The organism is Alteromonas sp. 14N.309.X.WAT.G.H12 (genome assembly GCF_036697315.1).
Lineage (GTDB): Bacteria > Pseudomonadota > Gammaproteobacteria > Enterobacterales > Alteromonadaceae > Alteromonas.
The window spans coordinates 193351-217155 of sequence record NZ_JBAHZB010000002.1 but is presented as its reverse complement, the minus strand read 5'-3'; the positions used below and the strand labels follow the sequence as shown (position 1 = coordinate 217155).

The 23805-nt window shown below is 42.9% G+C and carries 12 protein-coding genes; 11 read left to right on the top strand and 1 reads right to left on the bottom strand.

Features of this window, described 5'->3' with window-relative positions:
* Positions 1 to 188 precede the first annotated feature (188 nt).
* The 3 genes from V5298_RS02310 (at position 189) to V5298_RS02300 (ending at position 4536) form a co-directional block, all read left to right on the top strand.
* A complete protein-coding gene (locus V5298_RS02310) occupies positions 189 to 938 on the top strand; it encodes a FadR/GntR family transcriptional regulator (protein WP_332929851.1) in 750 nt (249 codons plus the stop codon).
* Positions 939 to 1514: 576 nt separating this feature from the next.
* Positions 1515 to 3110, top strand: coding sequence for a sulfatase family protein (locus tag V5298_RS02305; protein WP_332929850.1), 1596 nt, complete (start codon positions 1515 to 1517; stop codon positions 3108 to 3110).
* Complete coding sequence (locus tag V5298_RS02300; RefSeq protein WP_332929849.1) at positions 3091 to 4536, top strand: sulfatase-like hydrolase/transferase; 1446 nt, start codon at positions 3091 to 3093, stop codon at positions 4534 to 4536. Before V5298_RS02305 ends, V5298_RS02300 begins: the two co-directional genes overlap by 20 nt.
* Before the next feature lie 285 nt (positions 4537 to 4821).
* Here the strand turns inward: V5298_RS02300 and V5298_RS02295 are convergent, their stop codons facing one another.
* Entirely contained in the window at positions 4822 to 6801 is a 1980-nt protein-coding gene (locus tag V5298_RS02295; RefSeq protein ID WP_332929848.1) for a glycoside hydrolase family 127 protein, read from the bottom strand.
* Positions 6802 to 7294: 493 nt separating this feature from the next.
* Between V5298_RS02295 and V5298_RS02290 the strand changes: the two genes are divergently transcribed.
* From V5298_RS02290 to V5298_RS02255, 8 genes are all read left to right on the top strand, one after another.
* Positions 7295 to 8446 carry a mandelate racemase/muconate lactonizing enzyme family protein gene (locus V5298_RS02290; RefSeq protein ID WP_332929847.1) on the top strand — a complete coding sequence of 384 codons (1152 nt, stop codon included), beginning with the start codon at positions 7295 to 7297 and terminating at the stop codon, positions 8444 to 8446.
* Positions 8443 to 9873, top strand: a complete 1431-nt coding sequence (locus tag V5298_RS02285; RefSeq protein ID WP_332929846.1) for an aldehyde dehydrogenase family protein — start codon at positions 8443 to 8445, stop codon at positions 9871 to 9873. The genes V5298_RS02290 and V5298_RS02285 overlap by 4 nt, the downstream gene beginning before the upstream one ends.
* Positions 9874 to 10024: 151 nt before the next feature.
* Positions 10025 to 13768 carry a TonB-dependent receptor domain-containing protein gene (locus V5298_RS02280; protein ID WP_332929845.1) on the top strand — a complete coding sequence of 1248 codons (3744 nt, stop codon included), beginning with the start codon at positions 10025 to 10027 and terminating at the stop codon, positions 13766 to 13768.
* 63 nt (positions 13769 to 13831) lie between these two features.
* Positions 13832 to 15619 (top strand): Ig-like domain-containing protein, encoded by a 1788-nt coding sequence (locus tag V5298_RS02275; RefSeq protein ID WP_332929844.1) that lies wholly within the window; start codon positions 13832 to 13834, stop codon positions 15617 to 15619.
* Between the two features lie 274 nt (positions 15620 to 15893).
* On the top strand, positions 15894 to 17855 hold the full coding sequence (locus V5298_RS02270) for a CRTAC1 family protein (RefSeq protein ID WP_332929843.1): 1962 nt from the start codon (positions 15894 to 15896) through the stop codon (positions 17853 to 17855).
* A 42-nt stretch (positions 17856 to 17897) separates the two neighbouring features.
* A complete protein-coding gene (locus tag V5298_RS02265) occupies positions 17898 to 18602 on the top strand; it encodes an SDR family oxidoreductase (protein WP_332929842.1) in 705 nt (234 codons plus the stop codon).
* Positions 18603 to 18817: 215 nt separating this feature from the next.
* Complete coding sequence (locus V5298_RS02260) at positions 18818 to 21682, top strand: TonB-dependent receptor (RefSeq protein WP_332929841.1); 2865 nt, start codon at positions 18818 to 18820, stop codon at positions 21680 to 21682.
* 57 nt (positions 21683 to 21739) lie between these two features.
* The gene (locus V5298_RS02255; RefSeq protein WP_332929888.1) at positions 21740 to 23671 is read left to right on the top strand and encodes a CRTAC1 family protein; all 1932 of its coding nucleotides are present in this window, start codon (positions 21740 to 21742) and stop codon (positions 23669 to 23671) included.
* The last annotated feature ends 134 nt before the right edge of the window (positions 23672 to 23805 follow it).

The following is a 23805-nucleotide window of genomic DNA, read 5'->3' as shown; positions in this document are numbered from 1 at the left end:
GTTTTTAGTCTCTTAATCTATTGTATGAGTACATACTCTGCCCGTTACCATTTGGGGTTTCGTTGTAGTGGTGAGTGTAAGGTGGCCATAACAAACCTCTAGCCTTGAAACTTGGCCAGTTAGCGTCATTAACTTAAAGGTGGTATGATTAAAACTATCGTATGTTTAACGCAATCGGATTCGATTAAATGAATGAGTTAGTTTATTACGACTTGAAACGCTCCGCCAAAATGACGCCAAGTTTGTCTGTTCAAGTAGCGAAAGAAATTGGCCGTCGCATTGTCGCGGGTTCCTTAGAACCTGGCACTTTGTTAGAAGAGGAAAACTCGTTAGCCGAACGTTATCAAGTTAGCCGTGTGGTTATTCGCGATGCCGTTAAAATTCTAGTAGGCAAAGGTTTACTGGATGTACGACGGGGTATTGGAACCAAAGTTCGCCCTCGTAGTGAGTGGATTTTATTAGATGACGATGTGCTTGCATGGCATGTTACTGCCCCGCCTAATGAACATTTTATCAGCCAACTAATGGATGTCAGGTTAGCTTTCGAGCCCAAAGCAGCGAGATGGGCGGCAGAGCGAGCAGATCCTGAAGCGCTAAAAGAAATAGAGAAAGCCGTTATCCGTATGGAACAGGAGTCTGGCTCTTTAGAAAAGTTTATCGTTGCTGATGCGCTGTTTCACCGCGCGGTGCTGCGGGCAGCGCATAATGAATTTTTAACTTCTATGGAAGGCATGATTTACTCTGCACTTCTGGTAAGTGTTCGTATCACTAACCAAGATCCACGCAAAAATAGCGACTCCGTTAAATTTCATCGGGACGTTTATGAAAAGATAGCGAGTGGTGATGGCGAGGGAGCGGAAACTCTAACTGCGAAACTTCTCAATGATGCCATTAGAAGGCTGAAAGAAGCCTTTGGCGACAACTTCAGACAAGAATAAATATTTTCTTAGTTTAGTACCAGTGACTGTTATCGCAGTCGCTGGCTTTTTAATGTTACTTTAAGTCGAACGCGTCAGATAACTTTGCTAGTCAATATCTATTCCAGTTCGTTTTGGGTGATGCAGTATACATATCCACCTCAACGACTTCCCAATCTTATCGTGATAGCATTAGGTTGACGGTGCATATTTCTTAGTTCAAAAAAAGGAATTAAGTCAACAACCCCCAGTTTCTTCCTCATCATTCGGGGAGTTCGTATCCTAGTTTACGAATAACGCTATGTTACTTATCTTATAAAATTCTCTATTTAATCAACTTGTCGTTAACAAATGTTACAGTGAGCTTTACATTTAAACATGATATGTTTAAATATGTAGTACCAATTGTTGGTATATACGCAACAATAGTGAGAGCATCTGTTTTTGTCTCACGTAAGTGAAGCAATCAGGTTGGGAACCTTTAAAGTAACAAAAATGCAGGAAGGCGCAGTGTTACCAAACACAATTTCCGAGTGAGATAACAAGGTTATTGAAAAGGTCATTTTCAATTGATAACAGCATTAAAAGGTGAGTTGAATGCCACTATCAACATTTTTTAAAAAACCGGTATGCGTGGTACTTAGCAGCATACTCATGCTTGGTTTTAGCCAGGGGACAATCGGAGCAGACTTGTCTCAGGAATCGTCTTCTAACGGGGTTGAGACAAATAAAGAGGGCAAGCCTGCAAACGTGCTTATCTTAATGTTCGACGATATGCGCTTTGACTCGTTTTCCTATAGAGGTGGGCCTGTCAATACGCCGAATATTGATGCGTTGGCAGCGGAAAGTACACGCTTTGATAATGCGATGACGACAACCGGTTTATGTTCACCTTCTCGTGCTGCATTTTATACGGGTAAATGGGGACATAAAACCGGCCTTGATGATAATGTTGAGCTTTATCACACCCGTTTAGCAGAGCTAGATTTAAGTGAAGGCACGCTAATTAAAAAAGCGGCTGACGCCGGGTATTTAGTGGGGCACGTAGGTAAATGGCATCTTGGCGCGCGAGGCACTGAGCTTCGTGGTGCAGAAATAGACTTAGCGCAGGGGCACGAGCCAAGAGTACGCTTTTCACGGGTGTACACCCCCACTGATAAAGTTACCAAAGTTAAGGGATACTACGAAGGAAAATTAGACGCGAATAACGAAAAACATGAGTACTACAATACCCTTCCTGGCTCTTATGAAGATACAGAAGCCTATAAAAAGGTTATTGCTGGTAAGCAAATGCTCTCACAAATGGCAAAAGACGATAGGCCATTTTTTGGTGTGATCAGCTTTAACCAACCTCACCCCGCATATCGAGTGCCTGAACCTTATGCAAGTATGTTTGATCCCTCAGAACTTGAATTGCCTAGCAACTACCTTTCTAAGCGTATCAACAAGCCCCTGTCCCAAGGCGGCATTTGGTGGCCGTGGCATGATGTTGGTCACATGACCGATATGGATTGGCGTAAAGCCCGTGCGCACTATTATGGCGCTATAGCTATGGTAGACCGGATTGTTGGTGAGTTAATTCAATATGCCAAAGATGAAGGCATATACGACGACTTACACATTGTACTGTTTGGGGATCAAGGTTCAATGCTGGGCGAGCACACGCTTTATGATAAAGGGCCATATGCCTATGATGAGCTGATGCGCATGCCGCTTCTCATTAGAGATCCTGACATAGCCCCTCGGATTGTTAACCGCCAAGTATCGCTAATTGACGTGACGCCCACCTTAACGGGCATGATGCACTTAGAGGCGGATAAAGATTTCGACGGCCATAGCTTACTTCCCCTAATGAAAGATGGTGATAAAGCAGAAGAGGGACAGGTAGACAAAGCACTTTATGCTTATGAATGGTACAACGGCTCATGGTTCGGTATTCGTGCAATTCGCACTCCTGAATACAAATTTGTATGGAATCCAGGTGAAGACTTAGACGAACTTTATGATCTTAAGAAAGACCCCGGTGAGGTAACTAACCTCATAGACAATAGAGATTATCTAGATGTTCGAAGGAAAATGATTGAGCTGCTTATGTCAGAGCTGAAGCGCACAGAAGACCCTGCTCTAACAAAATTACAACACCACGCCAAATTTTATTTAAAGGAGTCTCAAAATGAAAAAAAAGCTCATTAAGCTTTTAGCGGTACTAAGCTTTTTGTCGGCGATACCTGCTTTTGCAACAGAGGTGGAAAGGCCCAACATTCTGGTTATCTTAACCGACGATCACGGCTATGCCGATGTTGGTTTTCAGGGCTTAAATAATGATGTTAAAACACCTAATCTAGATAAACTTGCCAATGAGGGGGTTCGCTTTAGTTCAGGTTACGTTGCTCACCCTTTTTGTGGGCCAAGCCGAACCGCCTTGATGACAGGGCGCTACCCCCATAAAATCGGTGCCGATTTTAATCTTCCTGTAGACGGTTCAACTACTGGCATTGATACCAATGAAATTTTTATTAGTAAAGCGCTTCAACGGGCTGGTTATCATACTGGTGCTATTGGTAAATGGCATTTGGGAGAAGAAAAACCTTATCAACCGACTAGTCGAGGTTTCGATGAGTTCTTTGGGTTCTTAGGTGGAGGCCATAAGTATTTCCCTGAGCAATATCAGGCCCAATATGCGAAAGCGAAAGCCGCCGGTATTAAACGTTTTAATGATTACATTACACCGTTAATGCGAAACACTGAAGAAGTGACAGAAACGGAATACCTCACTGATGCATTTAGTCGAGAAGCGGTAGATTTTATCTCCAGAGCTGGAGAGAACAAGCAACAGCCATTCTTTTTGTATTTAGCTTACAACGCCCCCCACGTGCCTTTAGAAGCAAAAAAAGAAGATCTTGCGTTGTTTTCCCATATTAAAGATAAAAAACGTCGTACTTATTTAGCAATGGTATATGCGGTAGATCGCGGTGTCGGTAAAGTAGTGGATGCACTTAAAAAGACGAACCAGTTTGATAATACGCTTATCGTATTTCTTAGCGATAATGGCGGCAAGCGCAAATGGGGTGCGATAAATCTACCATTGAAGGAAGGAAAAGGTAGTGCGCGAGAGGGAGGACACCGTGTGCCCATGTTTTTCCACTGGCCCAAAGGCCTGAAAGGCGGTAGACAGTACGATTATCCTGTTTCATCCTTAGATTATTACCCTACGTTTCTAGCCCTAGCTAAAAGCGATATTCCTGATGGAAAAGTGCTTGATGGCAAAAACATCATTCCGCATATCATCGATAACACGAGTGCGCGGAAAGGCGAGAGCTTGTTCATTATGCGGCATCGCAAAGGGGCGCACGATGTTTCTGTCCGTCGTGACGATTTTAAAGCCGTGCGCACTACCACCACAGGAGGCTGGAGGCTATACAATGTTGCGAAAGACATAGGCGAAACAAAAGACTTAAGTAAACAGTACCCACAACTTCTTGCAGACATGGTGAAAGACGCGAGTCACTGGGCATGGTCAAATAAACCGCCTCAATGGTTCCACATTCACAAAGAAGGCGATGAGTGGCGAAGTGATAATATGCCACGCTATGGTGAAACCTTTTCGTTAGATAACTAACTTAGCATTCACTTCGAACAACGAAAACCGACGTCAAATGATGTCGGTTTTTTTTTGCCTGGGTTGCAACCTGATCTGTCAAAGTGTTGCACATACAGACTAACACACGGGGTTTGATAGCTAAGTTTGAGCAATAGACGTTAAATGACGATGGTTACACTAGGAAATCTGCCCAAAACTAGGTATTAAAGCGAATATTTAAAAGACCTATTGGGGCGAAGGAGGGCATTTGATAGATATAAAAAAGCCTGCTTCATCTAATAGAAGCAGGCTTTTGGGGGAGGGCTATTGTTGCCAGATGATGGGCAAAAATACACTCATTTCTGCTTCGCCGCGGTTACTCCAAGCAAAGTAAGGAACAAATTGCGTAGAAAAACTTTCAAATGCAGGCTGTGACACATCGCGATACATACCATTGCCTTTGTCTTTACGCAGCAGAATTTCGCCATGTACCGTGCAAACACCGCCTAAGAAAGTTGGCTGTTTTTGTACGGTTAGTTTTGACTTACTTGGCAGATAAACATCGGTGATACTGGCCCATTCTGGTAAATCAATAGACTCAACGCAGTAAACAATAGGGCCGCGTTTCACGGCGACTTGGTTGCGTACTTCTTCAATGCGCTCGTGCCCTTCAACCAATTTAACATGCATGGGCATATCTAGTTCGATAGTATCGCCAGCTTTCCACTCACGAGTGATCGTTGTAAACCTTCCAGGCGTAAGTTCGGTATCAACCGCTTTACCGTTAATCTTCAACGAATTTTCTTTAGACCATTCTGGAATGCGCAGCATGATATCGAAGGCTTCGTCTTTGCATGCGTCAATAGTGATTTTTACTAAGCCTTCCCATGGGTATTCAGTACTTTGAGTAAGTTTTAATACTGAGCCATCAAGTAAGGTAGTCTCTAGAGTATTTGCCCCATAAAGGTTTACTGAGATCCCGTTGTCCGAGCGGTTGTACGCCCAAAGAGACGATTTGGCCACTGTTCGAACGAGGTTTGGCGGGCAGCAGAAACAGAATAGATAAGGTTCGCGATCAGGTGATTCGGTGTTCATATTTTCGTAATCACGGGCATCGTTGATTTTACGCAAAGGGTTGGCATAGTAGTACTTGGTACCACATACGCTAATACCAGACATCATAGAATTGTGCATGACGAGTTCCATAATATCTGCATACTTAGATTCACCGTGAATACCTAGCAATCGTTGGCTAAACATAGCGTTACAGATATTGGCACATGTCTCATTGTAGGCCGTTAGATTAGGCATCATATACTCGTCAATGAAGCCCTCTTCAATCATGTCTCTGCGCGGAGATGCACCGTAGTGGGTTTGACCTACTGCGCCTGTAACGTACATTTTCTTCTTTGTTACGTTTTCCCACAGGCGGTCAAGTGCATCAATAAGTGCCTTTTCGCCAGTCTCTGCGTATACGTCAGCAGCCCCTGCGTAATAGTAGAGTGCCAATACCGCATGACCTGCCGCTTCTGTTTCTTCGCGAAGTGGCACGCGCTCTTGTACCATATCTCCAATAGGGTAGCCAATGGTGGTCGAGTCGTGCACTATTTCAGATTGTCCGCGATTGTTGATGAACTGCTCTGCCAGTTTGAGGTAACTCTCGTTACCGACCGTGCGATAAAGTTCCACAAGCCCCATAATTTGGGTTTGATTAAAACCAAATCGACGTAACTCAGGCGGGTTAGGGCCGAATGTTGACACAAGCAAATCTGCGTTTTTAAGCGCGATATCTAAAAAGTTAGTTTTACCGGTCATTCGATAATGTATGCATGCTGCGGTGTAAAGATGACCACAGTTGTACATTTCGTGATATTTTCGATTAGAGAAATGCTCAATGCCATGAATCTGAATATAAGCGTGAAGATAACCGTCGTTTTCCTGCGCTTTAGCAATGATCGCTATGATCTCATCTAATTCTTGAAAAAGTTTCTGATCATTGTTTAGCCCATACATGTAGCATGCGGCTTCCATCCATTTAAAGAAATCTGCGTCATGCCAATACTCGCCATCAAATTTCCCATCAAAATCACCCGTAATGATTTTAAAGTTATTTAATGCATGGCCAATCTCTCCGGTGAGTAGACTTCCCATGTAAGGAATCATAGACTCTTCACAGAGCTTCGTTTTTTCAGCCCAAAACCCGTCTGTCCATTTACATTCGCCCATCGCGATAGGTCTTAGTTTTACGTTAGGGCTTTTCGACGTATCAACCTCTGTCCTGTTGCGAGTAAAATTTTCTGGCATGGAAAACCTCATTACCGATAATTTATTTTATTTAAAATAAATAGCTTAGCTAAAGCGATAGATTTCGCGTTGGCAAGGGACACTATTTATTTGCATATTGATGGTGTCATTTCGAGCCTATCATCCCAATAAACGCTTTTTACTAACGTAACCGCCAGACTTAGAACGCATTCTCTAAACACTTCACGTTCATTGCCAAATAAAAAAAGCGAATCAATTATTGACAAGATAGTATACAATTGCGATCAATATAAACATATGATGTTTATGGGTTCAAGAAAATTTAACAATTATAGCTTTAGCATTTTCGAACTCCATTTCTTGACGTTTACCCCAAATCGAAGTGTCACATTGATTCAAAAACTTTGAATCAATTGTTATACAAATGTTAATTTTAGTTGAAATGCAAACATCATATGTATATGTTTATGGTATTATTTGGTGGTTATATATGAATTGCCACTAGTGGCTGTCGTGAAAGTTGAGTCTTAAAATGAAAATTGAATGTATTAAAACCTACCATCTTCGGTGTCATCTCGAACAGCCTTTTGGGTTTTCTCAATGGTTTTACAATCAGCGTAATGTACTTGTTGTTCAAGTTATTGCAGACAACGGAATTAGTGGGTGGGGTGAGTGTTATGGCCCTGCAGACGTTATTCAGGCGGCTGTAGAGAAGTTTTACGCTCCACGTATTATTGGTCATGAAGCCCTTTCCACTGATGCACTATGGCATTTTATGTGGCGATCGTCGCTGGATTTCGCAAGAGCCGGAGTCATGACTGCCGCGATGTCCGGTATCGATATGGCGCTATGGGACTTAAAAGGTAAAGCTCTTGGGCAAAGCGTTAGTACCCTTATGGGCGGTAAATGTCGCGATACTGTGCCTTGTTATGCAACAGGTATGTATTACATCGACTTGCCTGAAGAGAAATTATTACCGCATTTGCTTGATGAAGCACAAGGTTATGTGGATGAAGGGTATAAAGCCTTAAAAATTAAAGTGGGTAAAAACCCTGCATTTGATATTGCTTTAATTCGCGCACTTCGTAAGCGCTTCCCAGACACAATTTTAGCAGCAGACTCCAATCACGCGTTTGATTTAAGTGAAGCTATCAAAGTGGGGCAAGTGTTAGATGAATGTAATTATGCGTGGTTTGAAGAACCTTTGTCACCTGAACACGCGGCGCAATTCAGACAGCTTAGCGATAAATGTGTAACGCCTATCGCCACCGGCGAGTGTGAACAGACTCGGTTTGGTTTTCAAAAATTACTCAGTGCCGGAGGCGTGCAATTAGTACAAGCCGATTTAGCTTACTGTGGCGGGCCTAGTGAAGCACTGAAAATCAGAACATTAGCCTCTTCACAAGGGCTTAACATGATCCCCCATGTTTGGGGTACACAATTTAATTTGGCCAGTGCTTGCCACTTCTTAGCAACCGCTTATCACGAGCCTGGTCGAGCGGAAGAAAAGCCACTTTACTTAGAGTACGACCGTACTGAAAACCCTTTACGTGACAAGATATTTTCCCAAAAAGTAATTGTGGAAAAAGGGAATGCCCACGTGCCTTCAGGAAATGGACTGGGTGTAGAAATTAATCTAGACGCAATGAAGCCTTACGTGTTTTGCGAAACGGAGACAAAATGAACCATACATTTAAGATGCTAATCAATGGCGAATTAACAGGCGCAGATAAATCTTTCCCGGTATTTAATCCTTCTACGGGGGATGTGATTACCGAAGTCCCGGATATTTCAGAGCCTCAAGTTGTAGAAGCATTAGGTGCCGCAAATGAAGGATTTAAACAGTGGTCCTCTACACCTCTTACTAAGCGAGCCGAACTTATTTTGGAATACGCAGCGCTTCTTGAAGATAACGCGCAAGACATTACCGCATTACTTATCGAAGAAACAGGCAAGCCTCGTGATAATGCGGAATACGACTTCGGCATGTTGATTAATTGTTTACGTTTTTTCGTTGAAGAAGCAAAGCGTATTGAGCAGCCAGTTATCGTTGACCCTGACGAGCGTTTTCACCATTTTATCCAGCGTCAATCGTTGGGCGTAGTGGTGGGGTATTTAGCATGGAATTTCCCACTTCTTAATTTAGGTTACAAATTAGCCCCGTCTTTGGCATCGGGTTGTAGCTGTATCATTAAACCGTCACAGGTAACACCGCTAGCTACACTTAAATGTGCGGAACTTGCTCATCAAGTCGGCTTCCCTGCGGGCGTTATCAATATTATCACTAGCAATAATTACGATAATACTAACCCGTTATTAACAAGTGATACCACAGCGTTATTTACGATGATCGGTTCTACCCGAGCTGGCGTGAATGCAATGAAAACAGCATGTACGAGCGTTAAACACTTCTCGGTTGAACTAGGTGGGAATGCCCCTGTTATTGTTTATGACGATGCTGATTTAGATAAAGCCGTGACCGATATTGTTAATCTTAAGTACGGAAATTCTGGTCAAGTCTGCGTATCGCCAAACCGCTGTTTTGTTCATGAATCCCGTGTAGCTGAATTTATTGATAAGGCAGTTGCTCACGCTAGGGGTATTCAATTAGGTACTGGCGATGACGCTGAACGTCTTATGGGGCCACTTAGTAGTGAAAAAGAACGTGGTCGCATATTAAAGCTCATTGACGATGCAGTTAAAAACGGTGCTGAAATTGCGCTAGGTGGCGGTATCCCTAGTGACAGAAAAGACGGTTTTTATTTAGAGCCGACCATTCTTACTAAGGTAAACGAGGAAATGGAAGTCGCACGCACTGAAGTGTTTGGCCCCGTTCTTTCCATAATTTCTTTCTCTGACTCTGATGACATCATTGCTAAAGCTAATGACACTGAATTTGGCTTGTCAGCATACGTTTACACTACGAATTTAAGTAGAGCATTTAAAGCCGCCAAAGGGATCAAGGCCGGCAGTGTGTGTATTAACGAAGCTCACTATTCTGTGCAACTTCCTCATGGCGGCCTTAAACAGAGCGGCGTGGGTAAAGATTGTTCGAAATACAGCTTACAAGAGTTTTATACCAATAAACGAGTATCAGTACTCATTGAGTAATTCGGGAAACGCGTTCAGCAAGTCATTTCATGAAGCTTGATTAAGAAGAAGTACAGAGCAATTGATTTTCGTACGTGCATAGGAACGCACAATAGATGTTTATGCGCAAATGGCTTGAGCATAAATACTAATATAAAAGTGGAGAAAGCACATGAAACGAAAGTTTAAACTCACCGCAGTCTCTTTCGGTGTATTGATGTCATTAGGTGGAGTGACAGCAAATGCCCAGGAAGACATAGAAGAACAAATTGAAAGGCGCGTGAACGAAACTGAAAAATCTACTCATGATGTACGTAAAAAGGAAGACGAGATTGAGATTATCGAAGTGCAAGGCTTTAAAAGAAGTCTACAAAAATCGATAAATGCAAAGCGATTTTCTGAAGGTGTTACCGATTCCATTCATGCTGAGGATGTAGGTAAATCCACAGACCAGAATATAGCTGACGCGCTTTCTCGTGTGACAGGGGTTACTGTTCAAGAGGAAGCTGGCGAGGGCTCACGTATTTCTATTCGTGGGGCTGGGCCTTCTTTGAACCAAATCTCTATGAATGGCGTGGTATTAACAGGGGGATTAAGTTCAGGTGGTAGCAGTGCCACAGCCACGAACGATAACTCTGTCGATTTAAGTACTTTCTCTTCTGACATTCTTTCATCTATCGATGTGGTTAAAACGGCATCGGCAGACCAAGATGAAGGTTCATTGGGTGGTACTGTGATACTTAATACTGTAAAGCCGCTGCAGTTGAACAAACCACGGCGCTCTTTTACTGCCGAAGGACGGTATAATGATTTCTCCAGCGAAAACGATTATAGACTGAATGTTAGTTTTTCAGACAAGTTTTTAGATGATACGTTGGGTATTGTCGTTACCGCGACCAAAGACAAACAGAAAACTCGTACTGACCGTATTAATACAGATTGGGTGTCAGCTATCCCAATAGACGATTTTGAAAATGCAAATGGCCGTACCGCCTACGATCTTGATACAGGTAACCCAATTCGTGTTTTAGGCTATCAGCGTAATGGTGACGGCTCGCTTATCTTAGGTCAAGACGGCAATCCGCTATTAAATCCAATCGAGTCATTAGTGAATTATGACCCACAAAATCAAACCCTTCATGAAGGGGATTTGTTTGTACTAGCGCGTAATTTTACTGACTTTAGCCTAAATACAAGTGACCGAGAGCGATTCTCTATCTCAACTGGAATTCAATATGCACCAACCGCAGATTTAGATATTCAGCTAGATGTTACACACACCTCACAAAAGGTAACGACTGATAACCATCAACTACGGCTGAACATGGCGCCACTATCCGCCATTAGTCATCCTGCTGATTACCTTGGGGTAGATATTGACACTAATACGCTAGAGGTCTCTCGTACTAAATCTACCGCGGGTAACTTTATTCGTACAACCGGTCAACGTGAAATTGATACTGACGTTGTTTCATTGAAAGTTGATTACATAATCACTGATAACCTTTCTATGGATTTAACCTTAGGTTATTCAAAAACCACTGATGAAACGCCTGACGATGATGACGATGGTCGTTATGTTCGGATTGCTACACAAACATGGGGAACGGCTGGACGTGACGTGGTAATGGGCATGCCTGATGAGATTTGGGAGCCCGTTGGTTATGATTGTTCAGGGGATGATCCTTCACAATGTAGCTACTTTACCGGCGTTACCCCCGCAGTATTTGATGGATTAGACGGATCTGCAAATTTCGTTACTAGTCGGTTTAATCCATTCGATCTGCAGCATAATCACTTAGGCTCGCTGACGTTACGCAAGAATAAAGCCGAGGATGAAAACAAGTCAGTTTTCGTAAACTTCGAATACCAATTAGATACTGACTATCTCACATCGGTAGAATTTGGTGGTAAATGGGCAAGTAGAACAAGAAATGTCAACATTCAAAACCGAATCACAACGAATGGAGAGGATTTAATTGCCTTAGACGACCCTAACGCCGATTTTGAAATAAGAGGAATGGCATCGATAAGGCTCGCTGATATGCTTTCAGGAGAGCCATTTCCTTACGATAACTTTGGCGAGAAAATTCAATCTGATCGTTCGGCTGCTTTTTTTGGCGGTTGGCCTATGTTGGATGCTGAAAAAGCGATTGAATTGCTGGCGGGTAAAGATGCAAGTGAAATTGGTTTACGGGAAAATAATTTAGGAACACGGCAAATAGAGACGGACACCATTGCTGCCTATTTCAAAGCAAACTTCGAAGGTTTCAATGGGCGTCTAACTGGTAATATTGGCGTACGTTATGTTAAAGACGATACCACTGCTACAGGTGTTGGAGGAATAAACTTTATTCGGGCGCCTCAAGTGGTTGATCCGTATAACCTATTGGTTGAGCGAGGCTTGGCCAATATGAATTTAGATGCGTGTCCAGATGCGATCATGGGCAATTCGCCAAGTGGTACTCCTGATGTGCGATATACGCCTCAAAACGCTTCGGAACTATCAAATTGCTGGGCATGGCAAGTTACCCATGCCTATAATCGCCAAGTTGATAGTACCATTCCTTGGGATAACGAAACCGATTCTTTCTTGATTCCTGGCGCTGATGGTAAGATCAGTCCCGATGTGAATAGACTTGTTTTTACTGATGAAAATGGCAACATCACACAAATTAATGCGCTACCTGATCAAATCTTCGATCAAGAAGGTAATTTAGTAGACGTTAATGCAGATTTGTGGGCGCGTTTTGGTATTGTAGGGCATATTTGGCCATTCTTGGATAGAACCACCACGTTCACAGGCCCTCAAGGGAGCGGTGATGAAGTTCAACATCGCACTGCGTATGTGACCAACAAAGGTTCTAACGACGTATTTCTTCCAAGCCTTAACTTAAATTACGCCATTAACGATGAGATGATTGGTCGGTTCGCTGTTAGTCGAACAATGACACGACCGCGTTTTGATTCGTTAAACCCCCGTACTCAGATCACTGAAAATCAATGGGGCACTTCATATGGCTCCAGCGGTAACACGCAGCTTAAACCGTTAACTTCAACCAACTTTGACATATCGTACGAATGGTATTTTAACCAGTCTGGTATGTTGTCTGCAGCGTTGTTTTACAAAGACATGAAGGATTTTGAAGAGCAAGTGGTTATACCATTCCACTATCGCGATGTTCGAACGGAGTATGAACTTGAAAGTGCAGATTTACTATTGCCATTTGACTCTAACAGAAAGCCAGGTGGTCCTGACAAATGTATGCCACGCAGATATACGGCAGGCTTTTTCGATGAATGGAAGATTGAGTGTGATGTCGTCAATGTATCAACGGTAATAAATAGTAAAGGCGCTGATATTAGAGGCATAGAGTTGGGCTATACGCAAAACTATGATTTCTTACCAGGTATTTGGTCAGGCCTTGGTGCAAGTATCAATTTTACCTATCAGGATTCCAAACGAGATGTCCAAGAAATTGGTACTACGGGTTTGTTGTTTAAACCTCTTCCTCAACCTTATACGCCTAAATATTCAGCCAACTCGACGATATTTTGGGAGAGGGATGGAATTAGCTTGCGCCTTGCACACCGCTTTAATGATGTGCAGCTAGTCAGTCAAGGCGGGCAGGGAAGCGCTACATGGCAGGATGCTACGCGCCGGTTAGATTTCAGTTCTAACTTCAAAATTACTGAAAACCTCACACTTACGTTCCAGGCGCTAAACATCACCGACGATTTACGTCGAATATTTTTAGCGAGTTCAAATACTACTGATTTGACCAATCCCAACGATCAAACCGTGGTGTTGGACGAAGGTAATGTAATTGAAGACAGCAGCATACCAAGGAGTAGAACGGCTTCTACATTTAGAACAGGTCGTCAATTCCGTTTAGGTATTCGCGGTACGTTCTAATTTTAATAGGTTTTTAGAGGTGTACTTGAAAGGAGTATGCCTTTCAAATTTTGGAGAAGTAAGATGAAAACTAACTTGCTACATACTTTACTGCTGTCTTCTGCATCATGTTTATTATTAAGCGGATGTGGGGGTAGCGATGAAGGCTTTAATCCTAAATTTTCTTCTGACGAACCAGTTTCTTTTAGCGATGCGCCTATAGTTGCTAACTTAGAAGAAAATAATGGTGTGGTGGCTATTGATCTCTTGGATGGAGCGACTATTGATGGCAAACCCGCATCAGAGTTTGATGGACTCATTGTTATTAGCCAGTTAAATATTGAGGCACAAAACAACTTTGTTACTCCACAAGCGCCATCAAATACGGTGGCGAACCAGACGATATCACCCTTTAGATTATCTGATGATGGTTTGTCACTACTGGTAGATACTGATGCGTTTTCAGATAGCTTGCGCCAATGTGATACCACGGATAAAAAAGGGGCCAAGGACGAAGAGGGGAATACCATTGCCGATGGCATACGCGATTTTCCTCAGTCGGCATCATATAATGTAAGCTATATCATCGATGATGGCTATGATTATGAAGCAGGGCAAAATCCTCCAAAACGAACAGCGACTATTACCGTTGTAGCGCAAGATGATGCAGTGACACAAGTGGCGGCATCGGACGTTGAAGTTCCAGCTGGAGGGCAAGCGCAAGTTATCGCGAGTACCTTACCCGCTTTTGCTTGTGATAGTTCTTTGCAGTTCACGGTAGAGGACGAGTCGATTGCAACTATAGATGCAAATGGCGTAGTAACTGCAAAATCTGTGGGGCAGACACGCTTTACTGCAACAAGCCTAGATAATCCAGATGCATCGGCGACAGCGACCATTACAGTAACCGCAGCGTTTAGTTTATCGATGACTAATGATGATAAAGATGAATTAGGGGCTTCTTTGGGAACGAAAGAAGTACCTGCGTGTGTAGCAGCAGGTATTAATGTACAACCTATTGTTGTTAATCACGAGCTTAACGGCAGTTATACCTACAAATGGCAGTCAACAAATGACGTAGACTTTCCCGTCGTAGGTAGTGAGGCTTCGGGCTTTGGCGCATTTGGTGTCATTGCTACACCGACACAAATCGGTGAAGTCTCTACCGTTTCCGTCCGTCTCGAAAGTGGTGATACTGGCGCAACGCCATTGTCTGAGGTTACCGAAAAGACAGTGGATCTAACAACGGTTGCAAACGCAATGTGCAACCCGGGAGAATCTGCACACGCTGCTGGGTTTAATACCGATTTTATGCTTAATGGTGAAGGTGCTCCCTACAAAGGGAATGCGAGTGCGACTGCCGTAGCTACAAGTGTATCCGGTAGCGGAAAGGCCGTTGAAATTACCGCCGGAACGGTAGTGAATGATGACGGTGTTGCATACTCTCGCGTCGCTCAGGAAGTATGGAATAAGCAGCGCAATTGGTACAGTGCCACCTACGGACGAGGTTTAGATTCTATTGGGAAATCCTTTAAATTCGCTGTTTGGGTGAAGTTAGAAGAGGTACCGAGCGAACCGGTGTCGATATCTCATGTCATTGTACCTTGGGTATATGACGGTATCCCTGATGGTGCAACAGGATACGGCGGAAGAATGACTGAAGGTGGGGGCGTGTCATTCACTCAAGAACTGGCTTCTACGACTGAGTGGCAATATGTAGAGTTTGTAGACGACTCCACTGGTGCCCGCATATGGACAGTGCCAGATACTTGGAGCCAAGTGACCGATGTATTTACGCTATGGGAGTTTTACGGGCTACCGGCTGGTGCTAAAGTACTTATTGACGATTATAGTGTCGTTCCTGTGGAATAAACATTATATAGTTAAGCCACCGTTTACTCGGGCCAAAATCAGACCGCTGTATGTTGAACGCATGCAGCGGTGTGTATCTAACTCTTATAAATAATATCGCGCCACATCTTTGTATATCGCATTATTTCTCTTCAGCCTAAACGCTTTCCCAAGCTTAAATCACCCACACCTATCTACCATGTTATGCATTTGTAAACAAAGTTGACCTTTCTCTAATTTGTGATTAATGTAAACATGATATGTTCGCATTAATCATTTTTGTGGGCTCGTTATTATGTTTATTAGATACCTTTTCATCGGTGCTCTTCTTGGTAGTGGTTTTTCGCGTAAATATCTATTTAACGCGATTGTGATAGCTCTTGGCGTTAGTTCCTTTGCGTGTGCAAACGTTTCGGACATGGATGATACGCCATTAAGTGGTGAAAGCGCTGTTCAGCAAAAGGCCATTCATAACTCCGTTGTTGGTAACGACAGTGTTTTTTTCGAGGAAGCGACAAGCGATCTTCCAATAGTAAATAGTAATTTACGTAAATGGGATGTAGCTACAGTGGCAGACCTTGACCAAGATGGTTTTCCTGACCTGTTACTCAATGATCATGGTTTTAGCTTAAAAATTTTGTGGAATAACAAAGGGCGCTTTACTAAACCTTACGACCTCATAATGGGCGATATGCACGGTATTACCGTTGGGGATTTTGATAAAGACGGCAATGTAGAAATAGCTGTGTCAAGAGGCGGAGGTTCAGGGAGTAATGCTAGAAATACCAAATTTTTTAGCATAACAAAAACGCGAGAAATATCTATTGTGCCAGACTTTGATCAGCCTATGCCCTTTATGCGTGGGCGCACGGTGAAATTTGTAGACTTAAATAAAGATGGTTGGTTAGATTTGCTTAATTTTGCCTTTCCCTCACGGGAAATGGAGGGGGAAAGTGAAAGCTACGTATTTAATAATACACAAAATGGGCAATTTGCTGAGGAAACTAAACTACCAGCCGTAAGAAGGGATGGCCAGAAAACCCTCGTAACAGATTTTAATCAAGATGGGTTACCAGATTTAATCATTTACGGTAATGATAAAGCAAGGGCCTATCAAGCAACGAAAGCGTTCGAATATGAAGACGTGACGAGTAGTGTTTTCCCTACTCCTTTGAAAGATGTCACGAGTATCAATGAAATTGATTTTGATAACGATGGAGACTTTGACTTATTCGTCACGCGATCTGTAGAGTATCAAGCAGGGCAAACTTTCTACGATAAAAGCCTGCAATTATTAGGATATTACTGGTTAAGGGGGGTTCATACCTTTCCTGCGTTTTATGCTGGTCCCGTCATAGAATTCATTAATTTTCAAAGTCAGTGGCCTACAAAAGACTTATTTATCGGTGAGTCAGCTTATCCCTATGCGTTTGAAGGAGAGACACACATTGGACGAGATGTTCGTCTTGTTAATAGCGATGCACTAGGATTCCCCGATAAGTTAGATAAAAAGGGCGCTTATATTGGCTATATAGGGAATGGGCAATGGCAATTTGCCACGGCAACCTTTTCAATTTCCACCGGAGTGATAAAGGGTGTTACGGCATTTCCTCAAATGCAAAAACCTGATGCGTTGAGCGATGTGTTGCTGGTAAATAACGGCGGAACATTTAAGGATGCTTCAACCCAAACGGGGATCACCTATCGAGCAAATACGGTCTCTTCAGCCGTAGCGGATATTAATAGCGATGGCTACTCCGACCTTGTCGTCGCGCAAAAAGGCGATCTCATTCATCCTAATAACGCACTGGTTTTTTTGAATGACAAGGGTAAGCGTTTTAAAGCCAGTACATCTCATGGCGTAACGAGTGAAGAGCTGGGGGCTTTAGGGCTTGGTATTGAACCGATAGATTATGATTTAGATGGCGCCGTTGATTTACTTATAGGCAATGAACGCGGTAAGTGGCATCTGTTCCACAACACGATGACACAGAATAACTTTATCGGCATTCACGTACCATCATCACCAAAGACTAACGCGAGTCCAGTAGGTGCTGTGGTAGAAATTAACGCATGTGGCAAGAAGCAGAAAAAGAAAGTGGGACAAACCTCGGCGGCCTACTCTTCAAGTTCGAATACGGCGTTACATTTCGGTTTAGGCACGTGTACCGATCCGGTTACGGCAACGATTTCTTGGAGCAATAATGAACAAGCGACACAAACATTTACCAACTTAAACACCTACCTTCATTGGTAAATCCTAAATGCGCTTATCGCAGATCAGTAAAAAGAGGATGTTATGGCTGACAAAAAGCAGCACATTGTAATTACAGGTGCCTCTTCGGGGGTTGGTCAGGCCCTAGCCCGATTTGTAGCAAATGAAGCTTTCTCGGTAAGTGTATGTGGTCGTACCGAAGAAAAGTTGAAGCAAACGTTAGCGGATTTGCCTAGTAACTCCGTTTACGGTGAAAGTTTTTGCGTAACAGATGCAAAGCATACAACTGACTTTATCAAACGCGCTACCCAAAAATATGGAAATATAGATATTTTGGTTAACTGCGCCGGACTAAACAATGTAAGAAAGACCGGAATCGATACCTGCCATTCAGAGCTAAGTTGGTTGATGGAGGTCAATTTTTACGCGCCTATCCGTTTTATGAAAGCCGTGGTCCCTTCTATGCAATCCCGTAAGCATGGCGTAGTGATTAATATCCTTTCTACGGCCTGCCTTTTTTCAAATCCGAGCATAGCTGCTTATACAGCAAGCAAAGCCGCGCTCGATGCCTACACCAAGGTGATGCGTAAAGAGCTTAGACAAGACAACATTAAAATGTTGTCTGTCTATCCAGGTGGTATTGATACTCCCTTCAGAGAAGCTGACCGCCCTGAATACTTGCAAGCCAGCGATGTAGCAAAAGCCGTTTTTAATCTATTGCAAACGGCTCAATACGCTCATGTTCATGAGCTCGTTATTCGCCCGCAATCAGAAGAGAATTTTTGCTAACGTTTTGTAAATAGATACGCCCGGCATCTGCGCACTAAAAATTCAAAATATTTAGCATTTTGTTAATTAAATGTTTTTTTAAGTTGACGCAAAGCAAGCTGAAAGTATAACATCTGCAAACATAATATGTTTGTGTATATGGGATGTTGTGCTTTTTTGTTTTGTCCTATATAGCAAACCTGTCTTCTCTTTTGTAATGAAGTTAAGGAAAGCGTATGTTTCAAAAAGCAAAACTAGCGTCGGCTATCGTTGCTATCCTATCTTGTGCCGTTACTCATTCATCACTAGCGAAAACTGACGCAGAGGCTACTCAAGACAATACGGAAACGATTATCGTTAAAGGTATTAGAGGCAGCCAGTTAAGAGCGCTTGATTTGAAAAAAAGCAGCGATGATTTAGTAGACAGTATTGTAGCCGAAGACATTGGTAAGTTTCCTGATACTAACGTAGCTGAGTCCCTACAACGCATTTCCGGTGTTTCCATCAGTCGTGACGGCGGTGAAGGATCGCAAGTGACTGTGCGTGGTTTCGGTCCACAATTTAATACTGTGTTGGTGAACGGTCGTCGCTTAGCCTCAGAAACTGCAGGTCGTGGCTTTGACTTCTCGTTACTCCCGGCAGACTTGATTGGTGGCGCTGATGTGTTTAAGTCATCATCTGCAGAGCTTCAGGAAGGTGGTATCGGCTCAACCATTAATTTAAGAACACAACGCCCTCTAGAGATTGGCAAATTCTCAGCTGTAGCAAGTGCCCGTGGGCTTTACGACGATAAATCGGAGGAGTCGGCACCTCAAGTGTTTGGACTCATTACGAACACGTTTGCTGATGATACAGTAGGCTTGTTGTTTTCTGCATCCTATCAAGGGCGTAAAACGGGTAACGATCAAGTTGAAGGGGCAAATTACCTAAGCCGAACTTACGACGATGCACGTAAAAAGACATTGTTTGCTAATGGTGTAGGCAATGAAGGTGTGAATACATACGCGCACCAACAACAAACCCGGTATATTCGTGCAAACGAAGACAGAGAACGGTTCGGTATGACCAGCTCATTTCAGTATCGACCCAGTGAAGATATCAGGCTTACTATTGACGGTCTGTACAGTAAATTTCGCGTAGAAGCGCAGTCTATTGCATCACTTCAATACAACGAAATTCCAACCTTCCATAATGCCGTGGCCGATGAAAATAACGTTATTGTTCGTTACGATCAAATAGGTCGCCCTTTTAATACATTTATTGCCCAAAATAGAGACTCTGATGTGTTTCAACTTGGTGCAAAATTTGAGTGGGACATAACGGATTCATTATCTGGCACTTTTGACTGGTCAAATTCTCGTGCAAAAGACGACAACGCGGGAAAAAATTATTTTGTTGTGGTGGCAAGTGCTCCTGCGATACAACGCTATGACAATACCGGAGGTTTTGCTGCACCTATTATCACGAACTACCAGTTTACACCGAGTTCGACAGACGTGAATGGGGATGGTGTCGTTGATCAATTCGACTATGTACTAGGTGATGAAATTACTCAGCCAGATCCAAATGAACAATTTTCTTGGGCATCTACCCGTGAAGGTGCAGGTGAACAAGACCATATCCAAGAGTTTAAAACCGACTTTGAATGGTTTGTAGACGGCGATTTTCTCACAAAGGTTGATTTTGGCGCTTACTATGGTGAGCAGGAAAAAATACATACCGATGCACATACCAGTAACTCACGTACACTTTACGCCAACAGACCCGTTCCAATTCCTTCTGACTTGTTAACGTTAAAATTCCGTGATGGTTATTTAGATGGCGTACCCGGAAACTATCCAAACAGCTATATCGATTATGACGTTGAAGAGCTTTTAGATTTTCTTGAAGACCCAGCAACACTCGCTCTGCGTGATGAGATGTATGGTTTGCCAGCTGGCTCTTCCGCCGAAACGTTAGGGCCAGATGGCTTTGATGCTCTCATTGACCCAAGCCGAGGTTACACCATTGAAGAAGATATTACATCATTGTACGTAAACGCGCAGTTTTCTCAGTATTTCAATGATATGGAGTTAACGGTTAATACGGGGTTACGCTACACCGAGACTGAAACTACCTCTACGGGTTTTGCGGCTCAATATATTGATTTCGCGCCAAATCCATTAAGAGATGACGTGTTAGATTTTACTGAGTCTGAACCAAGCGAACTATCTCAAACGAATAAATATGACAATTGGCTACCTAATATTACGGCTAAGCTTCGTGTTAACGATATTGTTATTTTGCGTGGAGCCTTTTCTAAAACACTGACTCGACCCGACTTGAGCTCGTTAAATCCAGGTATTCAAATTAATCCGGGTTTACGTTTATCTGATTTGCGCGGTGTGGGCGGAAACCCAGATTTAGAACCTTATGAATCAACCAATTTTGATTTCAGTAGTGAATTCTATATTAACGAAACGACGCTGTTCTCATTAGGTCTATTTCATAAGAAGATTGATGGTTACATAGTGCGTGGTGAGCAACGGGAGGCGATTACTGTACCAGAGCCAAATCACTTAGACCAAATTACAGAAGACAGAACCAATATTGAAGGTAATAATATTTTCTTTACTATCACGCGCCCGCGAAACTTAGAAAGTACAGAAGTCTATGGTGCTGAAATAGCGTTTCAGCATACCTTCGATTACTTGCCAGGTCTATTGCAGTACGTGGGGGTAAATGCAAACCTTACTTACGTTAATTCGTCAGATGAATTCGATAGCAGTGATGCGCAAAATAATGTTGTGTTACCAGGTCTTTCCGATTCTCAAAACTTAGTATTGTTTTATGACGATAATACGTTTGAAGCACGTATTGCTTACAACAAGCGTCAGAGTTATTTTGAGCGTTTAAATGGTGTAGAGCCAATTTTTGTTGAAGATTATGATCAGTTAGATGCGCGTATTGCGTGGAATATACAAGAAAATCTTCAGGTGTTCCTTGAAGGAACTAATCTAACGAATTCTTACTCGCGCCAGGGCGGACGATTTGATAGTCGTTTTGCTTTCGTTGAATCAACCGGTACGCGCTACGCAATTGGTGTAAGAGCAAACTTTTAGTTTGACGGAGTATTGAAAGGCGCGCTCGAAGTATTAAATCGGCTCGCCTTTTTCTCTATGCTTCAATTCAACGATTTAATGAGAATACAAATGAAACCAGTAGAAAAATTGCACATCGCGTGTTGTGTTCTGTTGATATCAACGTCTATTCTTAGCGGGTGCGCGAATAAAGTGGCACCCTCAGCTAGTGAAGAAACAACGCCTATGAGCAATATGTTCAAACGAACGAATGGCGTAATACCTTTTACTCAGTCACTCCAACGAAAATGGGGGGCAGCAGTTACCGCAGATGTTGATCAGGACGGATGGGACGACGTCATAACCACGCAGCATGGCACTAACGCACTTATTTATTGGAACAACGAAGGGGTATTTTCTGAACCTGTTGTGATAACTACGGGAGATACCCACGGACTAGGTGTGTCTGATTACGATGGTGACGGCAACATGGATATTGTTATATCTCCAGGGGGGGGCGATGGCGGCAACCCAAGGCGGCCTATCTATTTCAGCGTGGATAAACAACGCCATATCACCAAGGGCGGTACATTTTCACACTTTAGTGCCAGCAGAGGACGAGCTATTAAATTTCTAGAGGCCAACGGTGATAATAAGTTAGATTTATTCACCACGGGGTTTGCGCCAAAAAACGTGAAGTCTTTGACGACAAATCAACTGTACTTTAATTCAGGGAAGAACTTTTCCCACCCACTAACCTTACCTATTCCTCATGATGCATTATCATTTAAAACGCTGATCACCGATGTGAATAACGACAATATCTCCGACATTATTACCTTTGGTGGTAGAGATATGACCTTATCAATAGGTCAGGGCAATGGAATATATGTTGATGGCACTGAACAAGTCCTAGGCGAATTAGCTAACATTCATAACGTGATTAATATTGCGGAAATAGATTATGACAACGACGGTGACTTTGACTTGTTTCTAACCCGCAGTCCATATCAATTTCAACAGGAGTCTTATTACGACCCTAAAAATAAAAACTTTGCGTTCTTCGTGTTCAGAAAAAAATTCATGTATGACGACATAACCATTGAAGGAGAGGATCTGATTCTTGAAAACATTCAGGAAACCTGGGCGACATATGATATTCAGCTTGGCAGCGAAGAGAATGTTGTTGAAGCCGAACGCACGGCGTCCAATATGGGGGGGCGTCTTGAGATTAAACCGCAAGACGCGATGGGCTGGCCGGAAGGTCAAGCGTTAAAAGGTTTACATATTGGTTATATGGGGAACGGTAAATGGCGCGTGGGCGGTGCAGTAAAGTCACGATTGTCGGCGGTCATAAAAAATGTCGTGAATCATCCTGAGGAAATGAAGAGAAAGCCCTTACCGGCGCGTTTATTAGAAAACCGTGACGGGCGTTTTGAAGATGTAACCGATAATTTAGGTATTAATATACAGGAACAAACCACCAGTGTTGCGGCGGCAGATTTCAATAATGACGGCTTTATGGATTTAGCCATAACGCCTTATGGTAATATGTCGCTTCCCGTTGAACATTACGTCTTGATGAATGAAAAAGGCAAAGGCTTTAAAAAGCTTCCACACGTAGGTTTAACCTCCGACGAAATAGGCGCTACCGGGGTTGGAATAACGGCTTTCGATTATGACCAAGATGGCCGGGTTGATGTGGTATATGGCAATGAAAGAGGTCGTTGGTATTTGGCTAAAAACCAAATTCCAAAGGATGTGTTGGGTAATTTCATCAAAGTAGAAGTTGGCGCATCCAAGGAACAACAGGCGCAGCCAACAGGCGCGAAAGTGACTATTACAGCCTGTGGTAAACAGCAAACGCAACATGTAGGTACTACGGGTGATGGTTTCCACCATATGCTTAATAGCAAAATGCACTTTGGTATTGGTGAATGTAACCATGTGGAGAACGTACATGTCATTTGGGCGAATGGAGAAGAAAAGTCTGTAGACAATATTGAAGTAGGAACAAATATAAAGCTATAGACTATGTACGGTTTATGTATAGATGCGCTGGATCGTGACGTTATATAAGCATGAGTGCTAATTGTCACCTTTGAAGTGTGCAATATTAAACGAGAGAAATGAGCGAATAGCGGACTGTGGTTGGCACAGCCGAG

Coding starts and splice junctions, on each gene's coding strand:
- V5298_RS02305 (WP_332929850.1), top strand. CDS start 1,515: ATGCCACTATCAACATTTTTTAAAAAACCGGTATGCGTGGTACTTAGC.
- V5298_RS02275 (WP_332929844.1), top strand. CDS start 13,832: ATGAAAACTAACTTGCTACATACTTTACTGCTGTCTTCTGCATCATGT.
- V5298_RS02270 (WP_332929843.1), top strand. CDS start 15,894: ATGTTTATTAGATACCTTTTCATCGGTGCTCTTCTTGGTAGTGGTTTT.
- V5298_RS02280 (WP_332929845.1), top strand. CDS start 10,025: ATGAAACGAAAGTTTAAACTCACCGCAGTCTCTTTCGGTGTATTGATG.
- V5298_RS02295 (WP_332929848.1), bottom strand. CDS start 6,801: ATGCCAGAAAATTTTACTCGCAACAGGACAGAGGTTGATACGTCGAAA.
- V5298_RS02310 (WP_332929851.1), top strand. CDS start 189: ATGAATGAGTTAGTTTATTACGACTTGAAACGCTCCGCCAAAATGACG.
- V5298_RS02290 (WP_332929847.1), top strand. CDS start 7,295: ATGAAAATTGAATGTATTAAAACCTACCATCTTCGGTGTCATCTCGAA.
- V5298_RS02265 (WP_332929842.1), top strand. CDS start 17,898: ATGGCTGACAAAAAGCAGCACATTGTAATTACAGGTGCCTCTTCGGGG.
- V5298_RS02300 (WP_332929849.1), top strand. CDS start 3,091: ATGAAAAAAAAGCTCATTAAGCTTTTAGCGGTACTAAGCTTTTTGTCG.
- V5298_RS02260 (WP_332929841.1), top strand. CDS start 18,818: ATGTTTCAAAAAGCAAAACTAGCGTCGGCTATCGTTGCTATCCTATCT.
- V5298_RS02255 (WP_332929888.1), top strand. CDS start 21,740: ATGCTTCAATTCAACGATTTAATGAGAATACAAATGAAACCAGTAGAA.
- V5298_RS02285 (WP_332929846.1), top strand. CDS start 8,443: ATGAACCATACATTTAAGATGCTAATCAATGGCGAATTAACAGGCGCA.